This is a genomic window from Pseudomonas acericola (SeqCode) (genome assembly GCF_053456465.1).
The window spans coordinates 141,241-165,816 of record NZ_JBRFJB010000005.1 but is presented as its reverse complement, the minus strand read 5'-3'; the positions used below and the strand labels follow the sequence as shown (position 1 = coordinate 165,816).

Here is a 24,576-nt window from a genome sequence, read left to right as displayed (position 1 = left end):
ATAGCATCCCAATTAGTGGGAATGCCGGGGGACTTCCGCCCCTCGGCAACCCACCAGGAAGTCAAAGTCGCAACCCTGGTCCGCCTGCAATACATGGTCGATGTACAGCTGGCGATAACCGCCGACGATCAGTTTTTGCGGTGGCGCCAGATCCGCCATGCGTGCCGCCAGCTCGGCGTCGGGGATGTCCAGGTGCAGGCGACCGCTGGCGCAGTCCAGTTCGATCCAGTCACCTTCCTTCACCGTGGCCAACGGCCCGCCTGCAGCGGCTTCCGGCGCCACATGCAAGACCACCGTGCCGTACGCCGTGCCGCTCATGCGCGCGTCGGAAATGCGCACCATGTCCGTCACACCCTGGGCCAGCAGCTTGGCCGGCAGGCCCATGTTGCCCACCTCGGCCATGCCCGGGTAACCCTTGGGCCCGCAGTTTTTCATGACCAGGATCGAGTTGGCGTCCACGTCCAGCTCCGGGTCGTTGATGCGCGCCTTGTACATGTCGAAGTTCTCGAACACCACCGCACGGCCGCGATGCTGCATCAGCTCCGGGCTGGCGGCGGACGGCTTGAGCACCGCCCCCAGCGGCGCCAGGTTGCCGCGCAATACGCAAATGCCGCCGTCGGCGCGGATCGGGTTGTCGAGGGTGCGGATCACTTCGTCCTGGCCGTAGATCGGCGAATCCTTGGTGTTTTCGCCGAGGGACTTGCCGTTCACCGTCAGGGCATTCGGATTGGGGATCAGGTTGGCTTCACCGAGGCGGCGCAACACCGCCGGCAGGCCGCCGGCGTAGTAGAACTCTTCCATCAGGAAGCGCCCCGACGGCTGCAAGTCTACGATGGTCGGCATGCCACGGCCCATGCGGGTCCAGTCGTCCAAATCCAGTTCAACGCCGATACGCCCGGCGATGGCCTTCAAGTGGATCACCGCGTTGGTCGAACCGCCGATGGCCGCATTCACGCGGATCGCATTTTCAAACGCCTCTTTGGTGAGGATCTTCGACAGCTTCAAGTCCTCGCGCACCATCTCCACCGCGCGCATGCCGGACATATGCGCCAGCACATAACGCCGTGCATCCACCGCCGGAATCGCCGCGTTGTGCGGCAGCGACGTGCCCAGCGCTTCGGCCATGCAGGCCATGGTCGAGGCCGTGCCCATGGTGTTGCAGGTGCCCGCCGAGCGCGACATACCGCCCTCGGCCGCGAGGAAATCATCCAGCGTAATCGTGCCGGCTTTCACCTGCTCGCTGAGTTGCCACACCACGGTGCCCGAGCCAATGTCCTGGCCCTTGTGCTTGCCGTTGAGCATCGGCCCGCCGGTGACCACGATCGCCGGCACGTCGCAACTGGCGGCGCCCATCAGCAGGGCCGGGGTGGTTTTGTCGCAGCCGGTCAGCAGCACCACGCCGTCAATCGGGTTGCCGCGAATCGCTTCTTCCACGTCCATGCTCGCCAGGTTGCGGGTGAGCATGGCGGTGGGGCGCAGGTTGGATTCGCCATTGGAGAACACCGGGAATTCTACCGGGAAGCCACCGGCCTCGATCACGCCGCGTTTGACGTGCTCGGCGATCTGGCGGAAATGCGCGTTGCACGGCGTCAGCTCCGACCAGGTATTGCAGATGCCGATGATCGGCTTGCCATGGAACTGATGGTCGGCAATGCCCTGGTTCTTCATCCAGCTGCGGTACATGAAGCCGTTCTTGTCGGCGGTACCAAACCACTGGGCGGAGCGTAGGCCGGGCTTTTTATCAGACATGATCGATTCTCTTATTGTATGACTATATGTTCTGTGCGTGCTTAAACATAAGCGCAAAAACGCCTATTTGGAAGAGTTGTTTTGCAAATAGTCATACTATATAGTCGGTCTCAACTGAGGTATGACCCTGGCGGATTTCCGCGAGAGGCGTCCCCCGAGCGTCTAATAAAAACAACAATCTGGAGATCGACCCCCATGAGCCAGGAACTGCGGCTTATTCGGCGCATTACGCTGAAACTGATTCCCTTCCTGATCCTGCTGTACCTGATCGCCTACGTAGACCGTTCCGCCGTGGGCTTTGCCAAGTTGCACATGGGCGCCGACATCGGCATCGGTGATGCCGCCTATGGCTTGGGCGCCGGCCTGTTCTTTATCGGCTACTTCCTGTTCGAGATCCCCAGCAACCTGATGCTCGACCGCTTCGGTGCGCGGCGCTGGTTTGCGCGGATCATGATCACCTGGGGCGCCATCACCATCGGCATGGCATTCGTGCAGGGGCCCCATAGCTTCTATGTGATGCGCTTTCTGCTTGGCGCGGCGGAGGCGGGGTTTTTTCCGGGCGTGCTGTACTACATCACCCAATGGTTCCCGGTACGCCATCGCGGCAAGATCCTCGGGCTGTTCATCCTGTCCCAGCCGATTGCGATGATGATTACCGGCCCGGTGTCCGGTGGCTTGCTGGGCATGGACGGCATCCTCGGCCTGCACGGCTGGCAGTGGCTGTTCATCGTGATTGGCACCCCGGCGATCCTGCTCACCTGGCCGGTGCTGCGCTACCTGCCGGACGGCCCCAAGCAGGTCAGTTGGATGAGCGATGAGGAAAAAGCCTGGCTCACCGGCGAACTCGCCAAAGACCTGCAAGCCTACGGCCAGACCCGCCACGGCAACCCGCTGCATGCCCTCAAGGACAAACGCGTGTTGCTGCTGGCGCTGTTCTATTTGCCTGTGACCCTGAGCATCTACGGCCTGGGCCTGTGGCTGCCGACCCTGATCAAGCAGTTCGGCGGCAGCGACCTGACCACCGGCTTCATCTCCGCCGTGCCCTACATCTTCGGCATCATCGGCCTGCTGATCATCCCGCGCAGTTCCGACCGCTTGAATGATCGCTATGGCCACCTCGCCGTGCTCTATGTACTCGGCGCCATCGGCCTGTTCTTCAGCGCCTGGCTGAGTGTGCCGGTGCTGCAAATGGCCGCGCTGTGCCTGGCCGCATTCGCGCTGTTTTCCTGCACCGCGGTGTTCTGGACCTTGCCGGGGCGTTTCTTCGCCGGCGCCAGTGCGGCGGCAGGCATTGCGCTGATCAACTCGGTGGGCAACCTCGGCGGCTACATCGGCCCGTTCGTGATTGGTGCGCTCAAGGAATACACCGGCAACCTCGCCTCGGGCCTGTACTTCCTGTCGGCGGTGATGGTGTGCGGGCTGATCCTGACCTTCGTCGTGTACCGCGTGCTGGAACGCAAGCACGTGCTGCCCGCCGACCAATTCGCCGCCAGCGCCCGTGGCGCTTCACGTACTTGATTCAAGGAGAAGATGCATGCGTTTAGTTCAGTTTGAATTGCCCAATGGCGAGCGCCGGGTGGGCGTGGTGGACGGCAATACTGTGCGCGAGGTACAGGCTGCGCGCAGCGTGCGTGAATTGGCCCTGGCGGCCATCGAAGCCGGTGTCGGCCTGGCACAACAGGTCGACAGCCTGGGCCTGGGTGCCAGCCATGACTACGCGGCACTGCTCGCCGACTTGCAGGTCCTACCGCCGCTGGACCATCCCGACCCCGCCCACATGCTCATCAGCGGCACCGGCCTGACCCACCTGGGCAGCGCGTCGGCCCGTGACAAGATGCACCAGGCCGGCGACGAAACCGCGCTGACCGACACCATGCGTATCTTCAAATGGGGCGTGGAGGGCGGCAAGCCAGCGGCAGGTGTTGCCGGTGTGCAACCCGAGTGGTTCTACAAGGGCGACGGCAGCATCGTCGTGCGCCCCGGCGCCGCGTTCCCGGTGCCACCGTTTGCCGAAGACGCCGGTGAAGAGCCGGAGATCGGCGGTTTGTACGTGATCGGCCCGGACAGCCAGCCCTATCGCGTCGGCTTTGCGGTGGGCAACGAGTTCTCCGACCACGTCATGGAGCGCAAGAACTACCTGTACCTGGCGCATTCCAAGCTGCGCAGTTGCAGCTACGGCCCCGAGTTGCGCGTCGGCGAATTGCCGCAGCATCTGGCAGGCAGCAGCCGCATCCTGCGCGACGGTGAAGTGATCTGGCAGAACGAGTTCCTCAGCGGCGAAGCCAACATGTGCCACAGCCTGGACAACCTCGAATACCACCACTTCAAATACCGCCAGTTCCTCAGGCCGGGCGATGTGCACATCCACTTCTTCGGCACCGCCACGCTGTCATTCGCCGACGGTATACGTACCCAGCCTGGGGATGTGTTCGAGATCAGCCAGGCCGAGTTCGGCGCGCCGCTGGTCAACCGTGTCGGCAGCAGCGACGCAGCGTTCGAGCCCGGCCACGTCATCACCCTTTAAGGAGCCCCTTCATGTCCCAGTTTCTCGGCCACAACTACATCGGCGGCCAGCGCAGCGCCAACGGCAGCGTAACCCTCAAGAGTGTCGATGCGAGCACCGGCGAAGCCTTGCCTCAGGATTTCTACCAGGCCACGCCGCAGGAAGTCGACGCCGCCGCCAAGGCCGCCGCGCAGGCGTATCCAGCCTACCGCGCCCTGAGTGCGGCGCGGCGGGCGCAGTTCCTCGATGCGATCGCCGATGAGCTGGACGCCCTGGGCGATGATTTCGTCGCACTGGTCTGCCGCGAAACCGCGCTGCCCGCCGCCCGTATCAACGGCGAGCGTGGGCGCACCAGCGGCCAGATGCGCCTGTTCGCGAGCGTGCTGCGGCGCGGCGATTTCTACGGCGCGCGCATCGACAAGGCCTTGCCGGAGCGCCAGCCACTGCCGCGCCCGGATTTGCGTCAATACCGCATCGGCCTCGGTCCGGTGGCGGTGTTTGGTGCGAGCAATTTCCCTCTGGCGTTTTCCACGGCGGGCGGTGATACCGCTGCTGCGTTGGCCGCCGGTTGCCCGGTGGTGTTCAAGGCCCACAGCGGGCACATGGCAACGGCCGAATACGTGGCCGATGCAATCCTGCGTGCCGCCGAGTCCAGCGGGATGCCGGCCGGTGTGTTCAACATGATCTTTGGCGGCGGCGTCGGCGAGGCACTGGTCAAGCACCCGGCAATCCAGGCGGTGGGCTTTACCGGCTCGCTCAAGGGCGGTCGCGCCTTGTGCGACATGGCAGCCGCGCGCCCGCAACCGATCCCGGTGTTTGCCGAGATGTCCAGCATCAACCCGGTGATCGTCTTGCCCCAGGCTTTGGAAGCCCGCGCCGAAACCATCGCCCGCGACCTCACCGCCTCGGTGGTGCAAGGCTGCGGCCAGTTTTGTACCAACCCAGGCTTGGTAATCGGTCTTGCATCACCGGCATTTACCGCGTTCACCCAACAGGTGGCGCAACTGATCGGCGATCAACCGGCGCAAACCATGCTCAACGCCGGCACCCTGGGCAGCTACGGCAAGGGCCTGGAAAAACTTCTCGCGCATCCGGGTATCGCGCATCTGGCAGGCAACCCACAGACGGGCAATCAAGCCCAGCCGCAGTTGTTCAAGGCCGATGTGCGCCTGTTGATCGATGGCGATGAAGTGCTGCAAGAGGAAGTCTTCGGCCCCACCACGGTGTTTGTCGAAGTGGCTGACAGGGCCCAGCTCAGCGCCGCCCTGCATGGCCTGCACGGGCAACTCACGGCGACGATCATTGGCGAGCCGAATGACCTGCAACAGTTCGCCGAACTGACGCCGCTGCTGGAGCAGAAAGTCGGGCGCATCCTGCTCAACGGCTACCCCACCGGCGTGGAAGTTTGCGACGCGATGGTGCACGGCGGCCCTTATCCTGCGACCTCCGACGCCCGTGGCACCTCGGTCGGCACCCTGGCCATCGACCGCTTCCTGCGCCCGGTGTGCTTCCAGAACTACCCTGATAGCCTGCTGCCCGATGCGTTGAAAAACGCCAACCCGTTGCGTATCCAACGGCTGGTGGATGGCACGCCGTCGCGCGATCCGTTGTAAAACGCAGGCCTGAGAACAACAAAAAATCCAGGAGGCACCATGTCGTTTCACGCCGTTACCGAACACCGTGCGCAACTGGGGGAGGGCCCGTTCTGGGACGTGCCCACCCAGGCGCTGTACTGGGTGAACATCGCCGGCAAACAGGCGCTGCGTTTTATGGACGGGCAGTTGCGGGTGTGGCAGTTGCCCGAGCATGTCTCGGCGTTTATCCCGTGTGAGCGCGGCGATGCGTTGGTGACCTTGAGCAGTGGCGTGTATCGCCTTGACCTCGACAACGAGGCGTTGAGCCTTCTGTGCGTCGCCGACCCGCAACCGGGCAACCGGGGCAATGAAGCGCGCTGCGATGCCCAGGGCCGCCTGTGGCTGGGCACCATGCAGAACAATATCGGCGAGCAGGGCGAAGACCTGCCGGTGACACGGCGTTCCGGCGGCCTGTTTCGGATCGATGCCGACGCGCGGGTCACGCCGTTGCTCAGCGGCCTGGGCATTCCCAACACCTTGCTGTGGAGCGACGACGGCAGCCTTGTGCATTTTGGCGACAGTATGGACCGCACGCTGTACCAGTTTGCGATCCAGGCGGACGGCCAACTCGGCGCCGCGCAGGTCGGGTTCGGCCCCCACGAACGCGGCGGGCCGGACGGCTCGGCGATGGACGTCGAGGGCTATATCTGGAATGCGCGCTGGGACGGCAGCTGCCTGCTGCGCATCGCGCCGGATGGCGGGGTGGATCGCGTCATCGAGCTGCCCGTCAGCCGGCCCACCAGTTGCGTATTTGGCGGGCCAAACCTCACCACCCTGTATATCACCAGCGCCGCCAGCCCTTTGGAACATCCCTTGGACGGCGCCGTGCTGGCCATTGAAGTGGATATCCCTGGAAAACCCTGCACCCGTTTCGCCGGATAACCCGTGGCGAGGGAGCTTGCTCCCGCTGGACTGCGCAGCAGTCCCAAGCTTTTGGGGGCGCTTCGCACCCCAGCGGGAGCAAGCTCCCTCGCCACGACAAGCTTGCACCAACCGTTCTACCTAAAAACAACAACAAGGAGTCACCGTATGAATCGTCGTCGTGGTATCCGTTCCCTGTGCGCCGCCGCTGTGGCGGTCTCGGCCATGAGCTTGAGCGGGCTGTTGCTGGCCGCTGAAGAAGTGAAGATCGGCTTCCTGGTCAAGCAGGCCGAAGAGCCGTGGTTCCAGACCGAATGGGCCTTTGCCGAAAAAGCCGGCAAGGAGCACGGGTTCACGGTGATCAAGATCGCCGTGCCCGATGGCGAGAAAACCCTGTCGGCCATCGACAGCCTGGCCGCCAATGGCGCCAAGGGCTTTGTGATCTGCCCGCCGGACGTGTCCCTCGGCCCGGCCATTGTCGCCAAGGCCAAGGCCAACGGCCTCAAAGTGATCGCGGTGGATGACCGTTTCGTCGATGCCAAGGGCAACTTCATGGAAGACGTGCCGTACCTGGGCATGGCGGCGTTTGAGGTCGGCCAGAAACAAGGCGCCGCGATGGCTGTCGAAGCGAAAAAACGCGGCTGGGACTGGAAGGATACCTACGCGGTGATCAACACCTTCAATGAACTCGACACCGGTAAGAAACGCACCGACGGCTCGGTCAAATCCCTGGAAGAAGCGGGCATTCCCAAGGACCACATTCTCTTCACCGCCGCCAAGACCCTCGACGTGCCGGGCAGCATGGACGCCACCAACTCGGCCCTGGTCAAGCTGCCCAGCGGCGCGAAAAACCTGATCATCGGCGGCATGAACGACAACACCGTGCTCGGCGGCGTGCGCGCCACGGAAAGCGCCGGCTTCAAGGCGGCGAATGTGATCGGTATCGGCATCAATGGCACCGACGCGATCGGCGAGCTGAAAAAGCCCAACAGCGGTTTCTTCGGCTCGATGCTGCCAAGCCCGCACATCGAGGGCTACAACACCGCGCTGATGATGTACGAGTGGGTCACCAAAGGCACGGAACCGGCGAAGTACACCGCCATGGATGAGGTGACGCTGATCACCCGCGACAACTTCAAGGAAGAACTGACCAAAATCGGGTTGTGGCAATGACCGCTGCGGCCCTGCGCTTTGACGGCATCGGCAAGACCTTTCCCGGGGTCAAGGCGCTGGACGGCATCAGCTTCAGCGCCCAGCCCGGGCAGGTGCACGCCTTGATGGGCGAGAACGGCGCGGGCAAGTCGACGCTGCTGAAAATCCTCGGTGGCGCCTATATCCCGAGCAGCGGCACGGTGCAGATTGGCGAGCAGACCATGGCCTTCAAATGCGCCGCCGACAGCATCGCCAGCGGCGTGGCGGTGATTCACCAGGAACTGCACCTGGTGCCGGAAATGACCGTGGCCGAGAACCTGTTCCTCGGGCACTTGCCATCGCGGTTTGGCGTGGTCAATCGGGGGCTGCTGCGCAAGCAGGCCCTCGCTTGCCTCAAGGGCCTGGCGGATGAAATCGACCCGGCCGAGAAGTTGGGGCGTTTGTCCCTGGGCCAGCGCCAACTGGTGGAAATCGCCAAGGCGCTGTCCCGTGGCGCCCATGTGATCGCTTTTGACGAGCCCACCAGCAGCCTGTCGGCGCGGGAGATCGACCGCTTGATGGCGATCATCACGCGCCTGCGCGACGAGGGCAAAGTGGTGCTCTACGTGTCCCACCGCATGGAAGAGGTGTTCCGCATCTGCAACGCGGTGACGGTGTTCAAGGACGGCCGTTTTGTGCGCACCTTTGACGACATGAGCGCGCTGAGCCATGACCAGTTGGTGACGTGCATGGTCGGCCGCGATATCCAGGACATCTACGATTACCGCCCGCGCGAACACGGCGAAGTGGCGTTGAAGGTCGACGGTTTACAAGGCCCCGGCCTGCGTGAACCGATCAGCTTCAACGTGCGCAAGGGTGAGATTCTCGGCCTGTTCGGACTGGTGGGGGCAGGGCGCACCGAGCTGTTCCGCTTATTGAGCGGTTTGACCCGCAGCACCGCCGGGAGCCTGGAGCTCTGTGGGGAAAAACTGCAACTGCATTCACCGCGCGACGCCATCGCCGCCGGCGTGCTGCTGTGCCCGGAAGACCGCAAGAAGGAGGGCATCATCCCGCTGTCCAGCGTCGCCGAGAACATCAATATCAGTGCCCGGGGCGCCCATTCCGCGTTCGGCTGGCTGTTGCGCGACGGCTGGGAAAAAGGCAATGCCGACCAGCAGATCAAGGCGATGAAGGTCAAGACGCCCAACGCGCAACAGAAAATCATGTACCTGTCCGGCGGCAACCAGCAGAAGGCGATCCTCGGGCGCTGGTTGTCGATGCCGATGAAAGTCCTGCTGTTGGACGAGCCGACCCGTGGCATCGATATCGGCGCCAAGGCCGAGATCTACCAGATCATCCATAACCTCGCGGCCCAGGGCATCGCGGTGATCGTGGTGTCCAGCGACCTGATGGAAGTGATGGGCATCAGCGACCGCATCCTGGTGCTGTGCGAAGGCGCGCTGCGCGGCGAACAAACCCGCGCCCACGCGACTGAATCCAACCTGCTGCAACTGGCCCTGCCGCGCAGCCTGGCGAACTGAGAGAACGTTATGACCATTCAACAAAACGCGTTGCCCACGGCACGCAAACCCCTGGACCTGCGCGCACTGCTCGACAACTGGGCAATGCTGCTGGCGGCGGTGAGTATCTTTTTGCTGTGCGCCTTGCTTATCGACAACTTCCTCTCACCGCTGAACATGCGCGGCCTGGGCCTGGCGATTTCCACCGTTGGCATTGCCGCGTGCACCATGCTGTTCTGCCTGGCCTCGGGGCACTTCGACTTGTCGGTGGGCTCGGTGATTGCCTGCGCCGGGGTGGTTGCGGCCATCGTCATGCGTGATACCGACAGCGTCATGCTGGGCATTGGCGCGGCGTTGCTGATGGGCCTGACCGTCGGATTGATCAACGGCATCGTCATCGCCAAGCTGCGGGTCAACGCGTTGATCACCACGCTGGCGACCATGCAGATCGTGCGCGGCCTGGCCTATATCTTTGCGAATGGCAAAGCGGTGGGCGTGTCCCAGGAGCAGTTCTTCGTGTTTGGCAACGGCCAGTTGCTGGGCGTGCCGGTGCCGATCCTGATCACCATCCTGTGCTTCCTGTTTTTTGGCTGGCTGCTCAACTACACCACCTACGGGCGCAACACCATGGCCATCGGCGGCAACCCGGAAGCGGCGTTGCTCGCCGGGGTAAATGTGGACCGCACGAAGATCCTGATCTTCGCCGTGCACGGCCTGATCGGCGCGCTGGCCGGGGTGATCCTGGCGTCCCGCATGACCTCGGGCCAGCCGATGATTGGCCAGGGTTTTGAACTGACGGTGATCTCGGCGTGCGTGTTGGGTGGGGTGTCGTTGAGTGGTGGGATTGGCATGATCCGGCATGTGATTGCGGGGGTGTTGATTTTGGCGATTATCGAGAATGCGATGAACCTGAAGAATATCGATACCTTCTACCAGTACGTGATCCGTGGCTCGATCCTCCTCCTGGCGGTTGTAATCGACCGGATGAAACAACGCTGATCCCTGTGGGAGCTGGCTTGTCGGATCGCCGCACCGCTGCGATAGCATCACCTCGGTACACCTGACTCCCCGAGGTGCCTGCATCGCAGGCAAGCCAGCTCCCACAGAAGCCAGCTCATAGTTCTAGTCTGTGGTGAACTTGAAGATGGTGTTCTGGGTGTAGGTCTGTCCCGGATTCAGGCGGGTGGACGCAAACGTCGGCTGGTTAGGCGCATCCGGGAAGTGCTGGGTCTCCAACGTAAACCCACTCCAATGCTGATACGTCTTCCCAGCCTTGCCCTTCACCGTCCCATCGAGGAAGTTGCTGGTATAAAACTGCACCCCAGGCTCGGTGGTAAACAGCTGCAAGCGCCGCCCCGACTCGGGATCACGCACCTCGGCGGCGAGTTTTTTCACGTCACCTTTGCTGTCCAGCGCCCAGTTGAAGTCAAACCCACCTTGCTTGGGCTCGGCGAACTTGAGCTGCGGATGATCGTCCTTGATGTGCTGCCCAATTGGCGTCGGTTTAAGGAAGTCCATCGGCGTGCCCTTCACCGGCGCCAGTTCACCGGTGGGAATCAACGTGGCATTCACCGGCGTGTAATGGCTGGCGTGCAGGGTGGCGACGTGTTTGAGGATGTCGCCGTTGCCGGCGCCGGCAAGGTTGAAGTAGCTGTGGTTGGTCAGGTTGAGCACCGTGGGTTTGTCGGTGGTTGCCTTGTAGTCGATGTGCAATTCGTTGTTGTCGTTGAGGCGGTAGGTGACTTCGGTCTTGAGGTTGCCGGGGAAGCCCATCTCACCGTCCTTGGACAGGTAGGTGAGGGTCACGCCCACCGAGTCCTTGGCTTTGACGGGCGTGGCGGTCCACACGTGCTTGTCGAAACCCTGGGCGCCGCCATGCAGGGCGTTGGGGCCGTCGTTGAGCGGCACCTGGTAGCGTTTGCCATCGAGTTCAAACGCGCCGCCCGCCAGGCGATTGCCGAAGCGGCCGATGGTCGCGCCGAAAAACGCGGTGCCGGCTTGATAGCCCTGCACGTCGTCGAAGCCGAGCACCACGTCTTCGACCTTGCCGTGTTTGTCCGGCACCTTCAGCGACTGCAACACGCCGCCGTAGGTAATCACCGTGGCTTGCATGCCGTGGCTGTTGCGCAGCACGTATTGCTCGACGGCGGTGCCGTCATTGGTTTTGCCGAAAGGCTTGTGCTCGCTGCTGAGGCCTGCCGCCTGGGCGCCGCCGCTGGCGATCAGCATGGACATCGCCAGGCCCGAGAGCAGGTAACGAGGGTGCTTCATGATCGAACTTCCTTTTGTTGTTTTGAGTGGAATAGTTCTACTAATGTGCGATATTTTGTCGATACGACAGCAGATTTATAGCCTTAAACGCCTTTTAAGCAAAATAAAATAAGACTAATTAAGTGAGGCAAGCCGTTATGACTACCCAGCACGCCGTTTACCCCGACCTCGAAGGCAAGACCGTACTGATCTCTGGAGGGGCATCGGGGATTGGCGAGTTCATGGTGCGCGCCTTCGCCGCACAGGGCGCCAAGGTCGGTTTTGTGGACCGTGCGCAAAGCCAGGGCGAACGCCTGGCGGCGCTGTTGAGTTCCCAGGGGCGCACGGTGGAGTTCGTGCATTGCGACATCACCGACGAGATCGCCTACAAGGCCGCCATCGCGCGTTTCGAACACTCCCTGGGGCCGATCACCGTACTGGTGAACAACGCCGCCAATGACGTGCGCCACACCCTCGAAGAAGTCGACTCGGACACCTTCGACAAGCTCATCAGCGTCAACCTCAAGCACGCCTTCTTTGCCGCCAAGGCCGTGCTGCCGATGATGAAAAGCGCGGGCGGCGGTTCGATCATCAACCTCGGCTCGGTCGGCTGGATGATGGCCTCGGCCGGCTACCCGGTGTACGCCGCCAGCAAGGCCGCCGCCCACGGCATGACCCGCGCCCTGGCCCGGGAACTGGGGCCGAGCCAGATCCGCGTGAATACGCTGGTGCCGGGTTGGGTGATGACCGAGAAACAACTGGCGATGTGGGTCGATGATGACGCCAAGGCCCTGATCGCCCGCAGCCAATGCCTGCCGGGCAGTGTACTGCCGGAACATATCGCCGATATGGCGTTGTTTCTGGCTTCGGATGCGTCGGCGATGTGTTCGGCACAGAACTTTATTGTGGATGGTGGGTGGGTCTGAGCCTCAATTTTGCAGACAACAAAGACCTAAAGAGGAAGAACCCATGTGGGAGCGGGCTTGCCCGCGATGAGGGCGTGCCAGTCGACTGATGTATGACTGACACACCGCAATCGCGGGCAAGCCCGCTCCCACAGAAAGCTGCTTTCACATCAGGTGAGTGGTGTTTATTCGATGGGGTATTTCTTGAACGCCGGATGCTGCTCCAGCCGCTCCGCCAGGCGTTGCAGGTTGGGAAACGCCTCAGCCTTCACCACCGACGCCACCGTGTACTGGCTGAACGACCACGCCACAGCGGCAGTAATGCTTGCCTGGTTCAGCGTGTCATCGCCCGCCACAAGCTTGTCCAGCAACCCATAGGCCGCCAGCAATTGCCCGCTGATGCGATCAAGCCACGGCGCATGCAGCTTCTCGGCCGGCCGCAGGTTGTGCTCATAGACGATCTGCACACTCTTCTCACAGGCCGCCAGCGCCAGGCCCAGCACTTGCAGGTCGCGGGCGCGTGCGGCGGGGGCTTGGGGCAGCAGCTTTTTATCCGCCGGGGCGAGGGTTTCCAGGTAGTCCAGGATCAGGCTGGAATCCATCAACACCGTGCCGTCGTCCAGCACCAGGGTGGGGGCCTTGACCACCGGGTTGATCTGCGAAAATTCGTCGAAGGTGCTGAACACCGACAGCGATTGATGCTCGAATTGCACCCCGTACAGATCCAGGGAAATAGCCACGCGGCGTACGTAAGGCGAGTCCAACATGCCGACCAGTTTCATGAAGCCTCCATTGCTCTCAACGCGATTGGCCCAAGAGAGTAATTGCACTGGCGCGGCTTATGCCACGTCTATTTGCAAATGGCTCAGCAACCACGCGGTAAAGCTGCGCGCCAGTGGGTCGTTTTCGCTGTCGCGGTGGGTCAGCAGCGCCCAACTCGGCCCGCGAATCGTCGCGTCCACCAACGGCGTGAGCACGCCATCGGCGCGGGCCTGGTGGCTGAGCAACTGGCTGACCAGGCCGATCCCCAAGCCCGTGCACACCGCATCCAGCAACAGGCCTGGATCGGAAAAGTTCAGGCCCTGATCCTGCTGGCCCACATCGATCCCGGCGTCCACCGCCCAGTGGCTCCAGTCCATTTCCCGTTCGCCGTGCAGGGTGGTGCGCTGCGCCGGTGGCGTGTGCAGCAGGCGCGGGTGGCACGCCGGAAACAGCCGGTCGGCGTGCAGCACCTTGAAGCTGCATTCGGCCTGGGAGCTGATGTCGTCACGCACCGCCAGGTCGATGGTCTGGCTGGCCATGTCGGGCACTTCGTCGGTGCTGAAAATCCACAGGTCCACCTCCGGGTGCTGCAGGCGAAAGTCAGCCAGGCGCGGCAATAGCCAGTGCCGCGCAAAGGTCGGCGTGGTGTTGAGCACCAGTTGATTGGGTTTGCGGTACTGCCCCAGGCGCCGCACGCCCACCGCCAGTTGTTGCAGGAGCGCCTGGGTGGTGCTGAGAAAGTCGTGGCCGGCGTCGGTCAGGCTGACGCTGCGCCCGCTGCGCAAAAACAGCGGCTGTTCCAGGTAGGCCTCGAGGCTGCGGATCTGTTGGCTGATCGCCGATTGGGTCAGGTGCAGTTCTTCGGCGGCCTTGTGGAAACTGCCCAGCCGGGCGGCCGCTTCAAAGCCGCGCAAGGTGCCGAGTGGCGGCCAGTGGTTAAGCATGCTGATAAGTTCCTCTAATCAGTTTTCTACAAAATTCATCGTTTGTCCGGCTTTATGCGCCTACGTAGCATGTGTGACACGACGCCGTGGGCAGTTTTCGCTGAACACAATGACTTAACTATAGGGGGCTTGTCATGCAGCACACTACAATTCCTAACAGCGCTGGGTGGATGCCTGCAGAGTGGTCGCCACACGCGGCGACCTGGATGGTCTGGCCCCATAACCAAGCCTTGTGGGAGACCACCTGGGGCGTCACTCTGGCCCAGGTGCAGCAGGACTTTGCCCGGGTCGCCAACGCCATCGCGCGCTTCGAGCCGGTGAAGATGCTGGTGGACCCGTCCGCACTGGCCAGTGCCACGGCGTTGTGTGGCGCCGGTATCGAGCTGATCCCGCAGGCAGTCAACGACAGCTGGTGCCGCGATTCCGGCCCGACCTTTATCTGCCAGCCACAGGGCGTGGCCGGGGTCAGCTGGCGCTTCAACGCCTGGGGCGGCAAGTCGGCCCATGACCTGGATGAAAGCCTGGCGCGCCGGGTGCTCAACCACCTCGGGCTGGACTGCTTCGGCACCGCGCTGAGCAACGAAGGCGGCGCCATCCATGTCGACGGCGAGGGCACGCTGATCACCACCGAATCGGTGCTGCTCAACCCCAATCGCAACCCGGGCATGACCAAGGCCGAGATCGAGGCGATCTTCGCGCGTCTGTTGGGCATCAAAAAAACCATCTGGCTGCCCGGCGATCCGGATCACGTCACCGGCGACATGACCGACGGCCATGTCGATGGCGTTTGCGCCTTCGCCCGTCCTGGCGTGCTGCTGGTGGATGCCACCCGCGATCAGGGCTCGGTCTACGCTGACGTGGTGCGCGAAAACCGCCGCGCCCTCGAACTGGCCACCGACGCCCACGGTCGGCGCTTCGAGATGATCGACCTTTACGAAGCCAGCGACGCCGTGGACAGCACGGCCGAGGTGTTCTGCGCCTCCTACACCAACTTCTACATCGCCAACGGTGCGATCATCATGCCGGCCTATGGCATTGCGGCCGACCGGGAGGCGGCGCAGGTGTTGGCCCAGGCGTTCCCCGATCGCGAAATCGTGCCGGTGCAGATCAACCACCTGGCCCATGGCGGCGGCGGTGTGCATTGCATCACCCAACAACAGCCAGTGTGGGTGAAACCATGAGCCTGCTGACGATTGCCACCACCCAAATGCCCTGCACCTGGGACCTGCCCGCCAACCTCGACCGCGCCGAACAGTTGGTGCGGGACGCGGCGGCGCAAGGCGCGCAAGTGATCCTGTTGCAGGAACTGTTTGCCACGCCGTACTTCTGCATCGAGCAGCACCACAAGCATTTGGCGCTGGCCGAGGAGTACGCCCACAGCCGCGTGCTGCAGCGTTTCGCCGACTTAGCCCGGGAACTGGGGGTGGTGCTGCCGTTGAGCTGGTTCGAAAAGGCCGGCAACGCCTTCTTCAATTCCCTCAGCGTGGCGGACGCCGACGGGCGTTTGCTGGGGGTATACCGCAAGACCCATATCCCCAACGCCATCGGCTATCAGGAGAAGGAATACTTCAGCCCCGGCGACACGGGTTTTCGCGTGTGGGACACGGCCTTCGGGCGCCTGGGTATTGGCATTTGCTGGGACCAGTGGTTTCCCGAAACCGCGCGCTGCCTGGCGTTGCAAGGCGCCGAGGTGCTGCTGTTTCCCACCGCCATCGGCTCGGAGCCGGGCTGTGCGACGCTGGATTCGCGGGACCATTGGCAGGTGACCATGCGCGGCCATGCGGCGGCGAATCTACTGCCCGTGGTGGCCGCCAACCGCGTCGGCCGCGAAGTGGCGACCACCGACCCGGCGCTGCAAATGGCCTTCTACGGCTCGTCGTTTATCTGCGACCACAAGGGCACGTTGCTCGCCGAAGCCGACCGCGACAGCACCGGCGTGCTCGTGCAGCGCCTGGACCTGGCGGCAATGCGCGAAGAGCGCCTGACCTGGGGCATCTTCCGCGACCGCCGCCCGGAGATGTACGCCAGCCTGCTCACCCTCGACGGTCGCCCATCATGAAAATACTCTTGAGTTGTGCGCTGCTGCTCACCAGTGCCTGCGCGTCGGCCGATGACAAAACCCTCAAGCTCTACAACTGGGCCGACTATTTCGCCGCCGATACCCTGGCCAACTTCACCGCCGAAACCGGCATCCAGGTGATCTACGACGTGATGGACGGCAGCGAAACCCTGGAAGCCAAGTTGATGGCCGGCGGCAGCGGCTACGACCTGATCTTCCCCGGCGACACCGTGGCCGAGCGCCTGATGCGCGCGGGCAGCCTGCAAACCCTGGACCCCGCCAAGCTCACCGCGCTGGCGGATATCGAGCCGGGCCTGCAACAGCTGCGCACCCACTACGTGCACTCCAACCAGGCCACCGTGCCGTACACCTGGGGCACCATCGGCCTGACCTACAACACGCGGCAGATTGAACAGCGCCTGCCGAACGCGCCGGTTAACAGCCTCGACTTGCTGTTCAAGCCGGAACTTGCGGCGAAGTTCGCCGACTGCGGGATCTCGCTGATCGACTCACCGGACGAAGTCCTCGCCGTGGTGCTCAACTACCTGGGCCGCGACCCGCGCAGCGCCAAGCCCGAGGATCTGGCGGCGGCCAGTGAGTTGCTGCTCAAGGTGCGCCCGTTTATCCGCAAGTTCCAGTCGCAACCGGTGACCGATCTGGTCAACGGCAACCTGTGCCTGTCCCTCGGCTACAGCGGCGACATGACCCAGGCCCAGCGCGCCGCCGACGCGGCCGGCAAGCCGGTGACGTTCGGCTATCACATCCCCCGCGAAGGCACCACGGTGTGGATGGACACCATGGCCATCCCCGCCGATGCCCGGCACCCGGAATACGCCTACGCGTTTATCAACTTCGTGATGCGCCCGCAGAACATGGCCGCCATCACCAACCTCACCGGCTACCCCACGTCGAACGCCAAGGCCCGCCCGGATGTGGAAGCGAGCCTGCGCGACAACCCCGACATCTACCCCGATGCAGCCACCTTCACGCGGTTGATCGCCGGCAAGGACATCCCCCAGGCCGATATGCGTGCACGCATGCGGGTGTGGACTAAATTCAAGACAGCAACGCCCTGAGCCCGCACCTGTGCCCTGAGCATGCTTTTGTGGCGAGGGAGCTTGCTCCCGCTGGGCTGCGTAGCGGCCCCAAAAGCTTGGGAGCGCTGCGCACTCCAGCGGGAGCAAGCTCCCTCGCCACAAGGGGGGTGTTTTTCAATTTGGAATTGTAAGCAGAGAACCTTATGCCAACCCGTCGCACCTTCATCAAACACGCCGCTGTGGTCAGCGCCATGAGTTTGATCGCCCCGCACATCCGCGCCGCTACTCGCAGCGGTTTCTACATGCCCGACGAAGGCGAAACACACCGCCAGGCCTTTATCGCCTTTGGCGCCCAGGACGCGATCTGGGAGGACTTCACCGCCGATGTGCAAGCCGCCCTGGGCCGCATCGCCCGGGCGATTGCCGCGTATGAACCGGTCACCGTGTTCTGCCGCGAAGACGAACGTTCACTGGCCGAAAAACACTGCGGCACGCGCAATATCACCTTTGTCGAAACCGAGCTAGACGACATCTGGATGCGCGACACCGGCGCCAACTTTGTCATCGACGGCGCCGGCGGCCAGCGGGCGGTGGACTTCAATTTCAACGGCTGGGGCAACAAGCAGCAGCACGCCGATGATGCGTTGCTGGCGGCGCGGGTCGCCGAAGAAACCGGGGCCAAGCCTGTGCGCAGCGAACTGGTGGGCGAGGGCGGTGCCATCGAGGTGGATGGCCTGGGCACCGGCATCATGACCGAAAGCAGCTGGATCAACCGCAACCGCAACCCCGACTGGAGCAAGGCCGAGGTTGAGGCCGAACTCAAGGAGCGCCTGGGCCTGCGCAAGATCATCTGGCTGCCGGGCATCAAGGGCAAGGACATCACCGATGCCCATGTGGATTTCTACGCGCGCTTCGTCGCGCCGGGGGTGGTGCTGGCCAACCTCGACACCGACCCCGAGTCCTACGATCACAAGGTCACCCTGGCGCACCTGGAGATCCTCAAGCATGCCAGCGACGCCGACGGCCGCCCATTGCAGGTGCACACCGTATCGCCGCCGCTCAAGCCACGCAAAAACCGCTTCAGCCAGGGCAACCCGGACTTCGCTGCGGGCTACATCAATTACTTCGTGATAAACGGTGCGGTTATCGCCCCGGAGTTCGGCGACCCGCTGGCAGACCGCAAGGCGCTGGACTTGCTGTCCCGGCTCTACCCGGACCGCAAGGTGCTCCAGCTCAATATCGACGCGATAGCAGCGGGTGGTGGCGGCATTCACTGTGTGACGAGCCATCAACCTTTGGTTTAGTCTGGAGCGCTTCGTTGATCGCAAGCGCCTCTGGAGCAGTAAGCATGACCGACTACGTACCCCCGAAAGTGTGGACCTGGGACACCGAAAACGGCGGCACCTTTGCCAGCATCAACCGGCCCATTGCCGGCGCCACCCATGAAAAAGAGTTGCCGGTCGGCAAGCACCCGTTGCAGCTGTATTCCCTGGCCACGCCCAATGGGCAGAAGGTCACGATCCTCCTCGAAGAGCTGCTGGCCCTGGGGCACAGCGGCGCCGAATACGATGCCTGGCTGATCAAGATCGGCGACGGCGACCAGTTCGGCAGCGGCTTTGTCGGGGTCAACCCGAACTCCAAGATCCCGGCGTTGCTCGACCGCAGCGGCGCAAACCCGATTCGGGTGTTCGAGTCCGGCGCGATCCTGCAGTACCTGGCAGAGAAGTTCGGTGAGTTTTTCCCCACAGAGCCTGCGGCCCGTGCGGAATGCCTGTCGTGGCTGTTCTGGCAGATGGGCAGCGCGCCGTACCTGGGCGGTGGCTTCGGGCATTTTTATGCCTATGCGCCGAGCAAGATGGAATACGCGATCAACCGCTTTGCCATGGAGACCAAGCGTCAGCTGGACGTACTGGACCAGCGTTTGGCGGTGAGTGAGTACATTGCCGGGGATGAGTACACCATCGCCGATATTGCCATCTGGCCTTGGTACGGTGGGTTGGTCAAAGGCCGCTTGTATGGTGCGGCGGAGTTTTTGTCGGTGCATGAGTACAAGCACGTGCTGCGTTGGGCGGAGGCGATTGAAGCGCGGCCGGCGGTGCAGCGGGGGCGGCGGGTGAACCGGGTTTCTGGTGAGCCTCATGAGCAATTGGCCGAACGGCACGACGCAAGCGACCTGGACTGACGCGGTAGAAAAATGTAGGAGAACCCTGTGGGAGCGGGCTTGCCCGCGATTGCGGTGTGTCAGTCAAAAATCAGTCGACTGACACTCCCTCATCGCGGGCAAGCCCGCTCCCACAGTTGGATCTCCACAGTTGGATCTATTTGTAGCGTTGCTCGAAGATTGCCACCTGCTCCGGCTTGATCAGCTCAAACGGCACCCACACCTCCGACTCAATCGCTTCACCCTTGATCATCCGAATCGCCGACTCCACCGCCTTGGCCGCCTGCGCCTTCGGGTCCTGGAACACCGACGCCGCCAACAACCCACGCTTCACCGCCGCGAGCCCATCCGGCAAGCCGTCGATGCCGACAATCGCCACATCGCCCTTGGCCTTGCCCGCCTGTTGCAGCGCCATCCCGGCGCCGATGGCCATTTCGTCGTTGTTGGCGACAATCGCATCGAACTGGGTGCCCGCCAGCAGCCAGTTGCTGGTCAGGTCCATGCCTTTGCTGCGTTGCCATTCGGCGCTTTGCTGCTCGACCACCTTGATCCCGGGAAAGTCCTTGAGCACCTGCTTGGCGCCTTCGGTACGGTCATGGGTGGCGTTCTGTGCGAGGTCGCCCATGATGATCGCCACGTTGCCTTTGCCGCCGAGTTTTTCCGCGAGGAAGCGCATCTGCAACTGCCCGGCCTCGATGTCGTTGGACGCCACGGTGACCACGCCCTTGGGCAGGGTGCGCTCATCCGGGTGGCGGTTGACGTACACCAGCGGGGTCTTGGCGGCCACGGCGGCGCGGGTCATGTTGGCGGTGGCGGAGGTGTCCACCGGCAGCACGATCACCGCGTCGACTTTCTGGTTGAGAAAGCCTTCGACCTGGTTGAGCTGGCGCACCACATCACCTTGGGCGTCTTCGAACTGGATCTTCACGCCTTGCTGCTTGGCGGCGCTTTCCAGGCCGTTGCGTACGTAGGTCATGAAGTTATCGTCGACCCGCGCAATGCTCACGCCGATGCGGTAATCGGCGAGCGTCCACGGGCTGAACAGCAGTAACAGCGAGGCAACAATCAACGAATAGCGGTTCATAAGGGTGTTCCTTTTATTGTTATAGGGTGAACGCTTGACGGAATCGCTCCAGGGCCAGTTCGCTGTCGCCGCTGGCCCAGCCTTCGAGGCCGACCACGCCGGTGTAGCCCATGGCATGCAAGGCCCTGGCAATCGCAGGGTAGTGGATTTCGCCGGTGCCGGGTTCCTTGCGCCCGGGCACGTCGGCCACCTGGATTTCACCGATGGCGCTGCCGGCGCGCTGGATCAGTTCGATCAAGTTACCTTCGCCGATCTGCGCGTGGTACAGGTCCAGGTTCATTTTCAGGTGCGGGCTGCCCACGGCTTCGATCAGCGCCAGGGTGTCGTCGGCGCGGGCGAACGGGGTGCCGGGGTGGTCCACTTCGGTGTTGAGGTTTTCCAGCAGGAATACGCGGCCGGCGTCTTCCCCCAGGCGGGCGATTTTTTCCAGAGTCTTGCAGGCGCTCAGCCACATGCGCCCGGTGGTGTGGCTGACCGGTTGCACCGGCAAGCCGCCTTCACCGAGGCCGGTGCCGTGCAGGTTGAGGCTGGGGCAATTCAAGCGTTCGGCAACGCCGAGGGATTCGCGGGCGCTGTCGAGCAGCTGGCGGATGCCATCCGGGTCGGTGAGGGTGCCGCTGATGTAGCCGGTCATCGAGGTGAAGTCAGCGCCGGTGGCAGCGAGGGCGCCGATGTCCTTGTCGGTCCAGTTCCAGATCTCGGCGCTGAAGCCCAGCTCATGGATGCGTTTTACGCGCTCGATGAACGGCAGGTCGAGAAACACCATCTCGGCACTGATCGCCAGTTTGAACGGGCTCATACGGCCACCGCCTTGCCTTGCTGGAACGACTCGATGCACGCGCGGGCAATCGCCAGGGCAGCGCGGGCGTCTTCGCCGCTGGCCATCGGCTTGGCGCCGGTGCGCAGGCAGTCGGCGAAGTGGTTGAGTTCGGCGATGTAGGCGTCGCGCAAAAGATCAGTGTCCAGGCGCTGGGTATCGGCCTGGATGCCCTGGGCCAGGTAGCGCACCAGGTCCGAATCATTCAGGCTGCCCATGCTCAGCATGCCTTCGCTGCCGAACACTTCGCCACGCACGTCGTAGCCGTACACGGCCTGGAAGTTGGCCTCGGCGGTGGCGATGGCGCCGTTGTCGAAGCGGATCGCGACCACGGCGGTGTCGAGAAAACCTTTGCTCTTGTACGCCGGGGCGATCAGCGCGTCGGCCATCACATACACCTGCACGGCTTCGGCGCCGGGGTTGAGGTAGCGCAGGGTGTCGAAGTCGTGGATCAGGGTTTCGAGGAAGATCACCCATTGCGGCGACGCGGCGGGGTTGTTCAGGGCCGGGTCGCGGGTCACCGAGCGCAGCAACTGCGGGGTACCGATGCGCCCGGCGGCGACGTCGAGGTGGGCGGTGCGGAAGCTCTTGGCGAAGCGCCGGTTGAAACCCACTTGCAGCGGCACGCGGGCATCGGCGGCGGCAGCGATGGCGCGGTCGGCTTCATCGAGGGTGATGGCCATGGGTTTTTCGCAGAAGATCCCCTTGCCGGCGCGGGCGGCGCTGATCACCAGTTCCGCGTGGCTACGGGCGGGGGCGGCGATGATCACGCCGTCGATGTCCGGGTCGTCGAGCAGCTGCTGGGGGTCGGTGTAGACCTTGTCCACCCCCAGTTCCGCCGCCAGGCGTGCGGCTTGGCCTGGGGTCGGGTCGGCGATGGCGACGAGGCTGGCGCCGGGGATGTGCCGCGCCGCCGTCAAGCCGTGGAAGCTGCCCATGCGGCCGGCACCGATCAAGCCCAGGCGGATGTTCTGTGTACTCATGAAGTGACCCCTTTTTTATTGTTGGCCTCAGGACAGTCCTGATGGGTAAAGGGGTAGGAGCAAAGGCTGTGCCAACTTGTAACGTGTTGATAGTTAAGGGTTATTAAAAATCTATAAACAAAAAGTGTTCATTTTGATGACATGTCTATACTGACATGTCAAAAACATGAGCATGGACACCCCGCAATGAGCATGACGTTCAGCGTACAAGACCTCGACTACCTCACCGCCCTGGGGCCTGCGGCGTTGAATGACGGCCCCGTTGCGGCGTTGGAGTTGGCGTGGAGTGTTTGCTTGGCGGGCCAGGTCGAGCGACCGAAACGCGTGCGGCAAGTGATCTGGGATTCGTGGCGGCGCAGCGTGCAGGCGGGGATTGATCCGGCGGACAACGCCTATCGCTTTGTAGCGCCGGATAGCCTGGCCGCGACCCTGGCGACGCACCGCGTGCTAATTGCCGCTGCGGCGCAGGTCATGCATGGCCTGCTGGCCTACAACCCGCGCGGGCATATCAACCTCACCGATGCCGACGGCACCACCCTGTACTACTGCGGGCTGGATATCACCCCGGTGGGCAGCCGCCTGTCGGAGTCGGTGCAAGGCACCAACTGCACCGGCCTGGCGTTGGCCGAGGATCATCTGGTGTACGTGCTGGCCGAGGAAAACTTCGCCACGGGCCTGCGCCAGCGCCGCATGCACTGCGCCGCCGCGCCGATCAAGAACGCCCAGGGCCAGACCCTGGCTATGCTCACCCTCACCGCCGAGCCCGGCTGGTTTCACTTCCACACCCTCGGCACTGTGCAAGCGGCGGCTGACGCCGTGTCGCGGCAGATGGCCCTGCAAGCGCTGCTGGAAGAGCAGCAAACTGTGCTCGAAGTGCTCAACGAAGGCCTGGTGGTGCTGGATGAGCGCGGCTGCATCAAGGCGCTTAACCGTTATGCCCGGCAATTGTTCGGCGTGGGCCTGGAGCTGATCGGCCGCCCGTTCCAGCAACTGGGCCGCAGCGAACTGAGCGATTCCCTCGGCGAACCCGTGCGCGACCGCGACTGCACCTTCCACCTGCACGACCGCAGCCAACTGGCGTGCCTGGTCTCGGTGTGCCCGCTGGAGCAGGGCGGGGTGATCGTCTCGCTGCGCGAGAACCGGCGCATCCGCGAAATCACCCGGCGCATCATCGGCACCCAGGCCAGCTACACCTTCGACACCATCCAGGGCCAGTCACGGGCGATCCAGGACGCCCTGCACCTGGGGCGCATCGCCAGTCGCAGCGATTCCACCACCTTGATCCTCGGCGAAAGCGGCACCGGCAAAGAGCTGTTTGCCCAGGCCATCCATAACGGCAGCGAGCGCCACAAAGGTCCGTTTGTGGCGGTCAACTGCGGCGCGATCCCGCGCGATCTGGTGCAAAGCGAACTGTTCGGGCATGTCGAAGGCGCGTTCACCGGCGCCACCCGGGGCGGCTCGGCGGGCAAGTTCGAACTGGCGGATGGCGGCACGATTTTTCTCGATGAGATTGGCGACATGGCCTTCGACGCCCAGGTCAGCCTGTTGCGGGTGTTGCAGGAGGGCGAAGTGACCCGCGTCGGCGCGAAGAACTCGCGGCGGGTGGATGTGCGCATCATCGCCGCGACACACCGCAACTTGAGCCAGGCGGTGGCCGAGGGGGCGTTTCGTGAGGACCTTTACTACCGGCTCAATGTGTTGAACCTGACCGTGCCACCGCTGCGCATGCGCCGTGAAGACATTCCGCTGCTGGCGCGGCACTTCCTCGCGCGTTACGCCCGTTCGTTGCGCAAGCCGGTGGAGGGCTTTGCGCCGGAAGCGCTGGCGTTGCTGTGTGCCTACGGGTGGCCGGGCAATGTGCGCGAGCTGGAAAACAGCATTGAGCGCGCGACCAACCTGGCGATGGGGGCGTTGATCCAGCCGCTTGATTTGCCGTTGGACACCAAGCCGCGTATGCCGCTGCGGGTGCATGAGCCGCAGCCGGCACAGGACCTCAGTAGCCATGAAATGAATGCGATTGTTGCGGCGCTGGAAAGTACGGGCGGCAATATCCGCTTGGCCGCGCGGCAACTGAACGTGTCGCGGGGCGGGCTGTACAACAAGATGAGCCGGTTTGGCTTGAGTGCCAGCGACTATCGCAATAACTGAGCCCCACGCCGATCAACCTGTGGGAACT

21 protein-coding genes are annotated in these 24,576 nt (G+C 63.3%); 14 read left to right on the top strand and 7 right to left on the bottom strand.

The window, feature by feature from the left end; translation table 11 throughout:
* Positions 1-12 precede the first annotated feature (12 nt).
* Positions 13-1,749: an IlvD/Edd family dehydratase gene (locus tag ACU688_RS20275; RefSeq protein ID WP_448186134.1), complete on the bottom strand. Its 1,737-nt coding sequence runs from the start codon at positions 1,747-1,749 to the stop codon at positions 13-15.
* Positions 1,750-1,944: 195 nt separating this feature from the next.
* Here ACU688_RS20275 and ACU688_RS20270 point away from each other — a divergent pair, with 195 nt between their 5' ends.
* The 7 genes from ACU688_RS20270 (at position 1,945) to araH (ending at position 10,397) form a co-directional block, all read left to right on the top strand.
* On the top strand, positions 1,945-3,267 hold the full coding sequence (locus tag ACU688_RS20270) for an MFS transporter (protein WP_448186133.1): 1,323 nt from the start codon (positions 1,945-1,947) through the stop codon (positions 3,265-3,267).
* A gap of 16 nt (positions 3,268-3,283) precedes the next feature.
* A complete protein-coding gene (gene araD1, locus ACU688_RS20265; protein ID WP_448186132.1) occupies positions 3,284-4,273 on the top strand; it encodes an AraD1 family protein in 990 nt (329 codons plus the stop codon).
* 11 nt (positions 4,274-4,284) lie between these two features.
* A complete protein-coding gene (locus ACU688_RS20260; RefSeq protein ID WP_448186131.1) occupies positions 4,285-5,865 on the top strand; it encodes an aldehyde dehydrogenase (NADP(+)) in 1,581 nt (526 codons plus the stop codon).
* Between the two features lie 39 nt (positions 5,866-5,904).
* Entirely contained in the window at positions 5,905-6,768 is an 864-nt protein-coding gene (locus ACU688_RS20255) for an SMP-30/gluconolactonase/LRE family protein (RefSeq protein ID WP_448186130.1), read from the top strand.
* Between the two features lie 147 nt (positions 6,769-6,915).
* Positions 6,916-7,920, top strand: a complete 1,005-nt coding sequence (locus tag ACU688_RS20250) for a substrate-binding domain-containing protein (protein WP_448186129.1) — start codon at positions 6,916-6,918, stop codon at positions 7,918-7,920.
* Entirely contained in the window at positions 7,917-9,419 is a 1,503-nt protein-coding gene (araG, locus tag ACU688_RS20245; RefSeq protein WP_448186128.1) for an L-arabinose ABC transporter ATP-binding protein AraG, read from the top strand. Before ACU688_RS20250 ends, araG begins: the two co-directional genes overlap by 4 nt.
* A 9-nt stretch (positions 9,420-9,428) precedes the next feature.
* On the top strand, positions 9,429-10,397 hold the full coding sequence (araH, locus tag ACU688_RS20240) for an L-arabinose ABC transporter permease AraH (protein ID WP_124528674.1): 969 nt from the start codon (positions 9,429-9,431) through the stop codon (positions 10,395-10,397).
* Positions 10,398-10,520: 123 nt separating this feature from the next.
* Here araH and ACU688_RS20235 read toward each other — a convergent pair whose 3' ends face one another.
* The gene (locus ACU688_RS20235) at positions 10,521-11,669 is read right to left on the bottom strand and encodes an aldose epimerase family protein (RefSeq protein WP_448186127.1); all 1,149 of its coding nucleotides are present in this window, start codon (positions 11,667-11,669) and stop codon (positions 10,521-10,523) included.
* Positions 11,670-11,806: 137 nt separating this feature from the next.
* Between ACU688_RS20235 and ACU688_RS20230 the strand changes: the two genes are divergently transcribed.
* Entirely contained in the window at positions 11,807-12,574 is a 768-nt protein-coding gene (locus tag ACU688_RS20230; RefSeq protein ID WP_448186126.1) for an SDR family NAD(P)-dependent oxidoreductase, read from the top strand.
* A gap of 164 nt (positions 12,575-12,738) precedes the next feature.
* On the opposite strand, the gene ACU688_RS20225 is transcribed toward ACU688_RS20230, so the two are convergent.
* A complete protein-coding gene (locus ACU688_RS20225; protein WP_448186125.1) occupies positions 12,739-13,335 on the bottom strand; it encodes a glutathione S-transferase family protein in 597 nt (198 codons plus the stop codon).
* Positions 13,336-13,392: 57 nt separating this feature from the next.
* Complete coding sequence (locus ACU688_RS20220) at positions 13,393-14,259, bottom strand: LysR substrate-binding domain-containing protein (protein ID WP_448186124.1); 867 nt, start codon at positions 14,257-14,259, stop codon at positions 13,393-13,395.
* A 134-nt stretch (positions 14,260-14,393) separates the two neighbouring features.
* On the opposite strand from ACU688_RS20220, the gene ACU688_RS20215 reads away from it, so the two are divergent.
* The 5 genes from ACU688_RS20215 (at position 14,394) to yghU (ending at position 19,537) form a co-directional block, all read left to right on the top strand.
* A complete protein-coding gene (locus tag ACU688_RS20215; protein ID WP_448186123.1) occupies positions 14,394-15,440 on the top strand; it encodes an agmatine deiminase family protein in 1,047 nt (348 codons plus the stop codon).
* Complete coding sequence (aguB, locus tag ACU688_RS20210) at positions 15,437-16,318, top strand: N-carbamoylputrescine amidase (protein WP_448186122.1); 882 nt, start codon at positions 15,437-15,439, stop codon at positions 16,316-16,318. Before ACU688_RS20215 ends, aguB begins: the two co-directional genes overlap by 4 nt.
* The gene (locus tag ACU688_RS20205) at positions 16,315-17,394 is read left to right on the top strand and encodes an extracellular solute-binding protein (protein WP_448186121.1); all 1,080 of its coding nucleotides are present in this window, start codon (positions 16,315-16,317) and stop codon (positions 17,392-17,394) included. The genes aguB and ACU688_RS20205 overlap by 4 nt, the downstream gene beginning before the upstream one ends.
* A 164-nt stretch (positions 17,395-17,558) precedes the next feature.
* Positions 17,559-18,659, top strand: a complete 1,101-nt coding sequence (locus ACU688_RS20200; protein ID WP_448186120.1) for an agmatine deiminase family protein — start codon at positions 17,559-17,561, stop codon at positions 18,657-18,659.
* A 44-nt stretch (positions 18,660-18,703) separates the two neighbouring features.
* Complete coding sequence (yghU, locus tag ACU688_RS20195) at positions 18,704-19,537, top strand: glutathione-dependent disulfide-bond oxidoreductase (RefSeq protein WP_448186119.1); 834 nt, start codon at positions 18,704-18,706, stop codon at positions 19,535-19,537.
* Between the two features lie 136 nt (positions 19,538-19,673).
* On the opposite strand, the gene ACU688_RS20190 is transcribed toward yghU, so the two are convergent.
* Genes ACU688_RS20190 through ACU688_RS20180 form a run of 3 tightly spaced genes read right to left on the bottom strand, consistent with a single transcriptional unit; the run spans position 19,674 to position 22,400 of the window.
* A complete protein-coding gene (locus ACU688_RS20190) occupies positions 19,674-20,600 on the bottom strand; it encodes a sugar ABC transporter substrate-binding protein (RefSeq protein WP_448186118.1) in 927 nt (308 codons plus the stop codon).
* 19 nt (positions 20,601-20,619) lie between these two features.
* A complete protein-coding gene (locus ACU688_RS20185) occupies positions 20,620-21,399 on the bottom strand; it encodes a TIM barrel protein (protein ID WP_448186117.1) in 780 nt (259 codons plus the stop codon).
* Entirely contained in the window at positions 21,396-22,400 is a 1,005-nt protein-coding gene (locus ACU688_RS20180) for a Gfo/Idh/MocA family oxidoreductase (protein WP_257782884.1), read from the bottom strand. The genes ACU688_RS20185 and ACU688_RS20180 overlap by 4 nt, the downstream gene beginning before the upstream one ends.
* A 186-nt stretch (positions 22,401-22,586) precedes the next feature.
* On the opposite strand from ACU688_RS20180, the gene ACU688_RS20175 reads away from it, so the two are divergent.
* Entirely contained in the window at positions 22,587-24,548 is a 1,962-nt protein-coding gene (locus ACU688_RS20175) for a sigma-54 interaction domain-containing protein (RefSeq protein WP_448186116.1), read from the top strand.
* Positions 24,549-24,576: the final 28 nt, after the last annotated feature.